1 protein-coding gene is annotated in these 1448 nt (G+C 68.5%); it reads left to right on the forward strand.

What is annotated here, in order from left to right; all coding sequences use genetic code 11:
• The first annotated feature begins 62 nt into the window (after positions 1 to 62).
• Entirely contained in the window at positions 63 to 1325 is a 1263-nt protein-coding gene (locus tag ABTZ94_RS37545) for an IS701 family transposase (protein ID WP_351207949.1), read from the forward strand.
• The last annotated feature ends 123 nt before the right edge of the window (positions 1326 to 1448 follow it).

Raw genomic sequence — 1448 nt, forward strand, 5'->3', positions numbered from 1 at the left:
TAGGGCTTTGTTAGGTACCCCGGATAATCAAGCAGGAGTAGGGTTGTGATCTTCTTTCAGGTGTGACTCCTGAGGAGATGGAAGAGGTCCGTCCGCGCCTGGAGGCGTTCGCGGCTCAGATGCTCGGCTCGCTTGCCCGGCGGGACCAGCGGGCCAAGGGCGAGTTGTACGTACGCGGGCTGATGCTGGACGGCAAGCGCAAGTCCATGCAGCCCATGGCCGAGCGTCTGGGTGTGGACCACCAGCAGCTCCAGCAGTTCGTATCCTCCTCCACCTGGGACTACGTCAAGGTCCGTGAGCGGCTGGCCCGTTGGGCTGCGGCGCACATCTCACCCGAGGCGTATGCCATCGACGATGTCGGCTTTCCCAAGGACGGCTACGACTCGCCGGGGGTGGCGCGGATGTACTGCGGCGCGCTGGGCAAGCGCGGCAACTGCCAGATCGGCGTCAGTGTGAACCTGGTGTCCGACCGCGCGTCCTCGGCCGTCGACTGGCGCTTGTTCCTGCCCGAGAGCTGGGACGACACCAAGCACAGTGAGGACGCGCTGCTGTCCGAGACAATCCGCCGGCGCCGCGTCAAGGCCGGCATCCCCGACGCGGCACGGCACCGGGAGAAGTGGCGCCTGGCCCTGGACATGCTCGACGAGGTCCGCGAAGACTGGGAGCTGCCAGACCTGCCGGTCGTCGCCGACGCCGGATACGGCGACGCCACGGGCTTTCGCGAGGGCCTGACCGAGCGCGGCCTGACCTACGCGGTCGCGGTCAAAGCCACCACGACCGCACACCCCGGCGACGCCACGCCCGAGCGCCCGCCGTACTCCGGGCAGGGCCGCCCTCCCATGTCCGCCTACCCCCAGCCGCACACCACCCTGCGCGCGCTGACCCTGGCAGCCGGACAAGCGGCCACCCGCACCGTCACCTGGCGCCAGGGCAGCAAGGCCACCAAACGCAACCCGAACGCCGACATGCGCTCACAGTTCCTGTCCCTGCGGGTCCGCCCTGCCAACCGGTCCATCCGCCGCGCCGCCGACGGCGCGCTGCCCGAATGCTGGCTGCTCGTCGAGTGGCCACCCGACTCCGCCGAGCCGACCGACTACTGGCTCTCGACACTGCCCGCCGACACCCCACTGCGCGAGCTGGTCCGAATCGCCAAGATCCGATGGCGAGTTGAGCACGACTACCGCGAGCTCAAGGACGGTCTGGGACTGGACCACTTCGAGGGCCGCAACTACCTCGGCTGGCACCGCCACGTCACCCTCGCTTCCCTCGCCCAGGCCTTCTGCACCCTGCTGCGGCTCGACCCAAAAGCCCCTGCGCCGGCCTGACCCTCTACGCGGTCCTCCGCGAACTCCAGACCCTCCTGGCCACCTGGACCGGCGCCTGCTCGATATGCGGCCAACCCGCACCCAAACCAGAACCACACCACAGGACCTAACAAAGCCCTACTA

The sequence above is a fragment of the Streptomyces sp. NPDC002785 genome (genome assembly GCF_040295565.1).
In the GTDB taxonomy this organism is placed as follows: domain Bacteria; phylum Actinomycetota; class Actinomycetes; order Streptomycetales; family Streptomycetaceae; genus Streptomyces.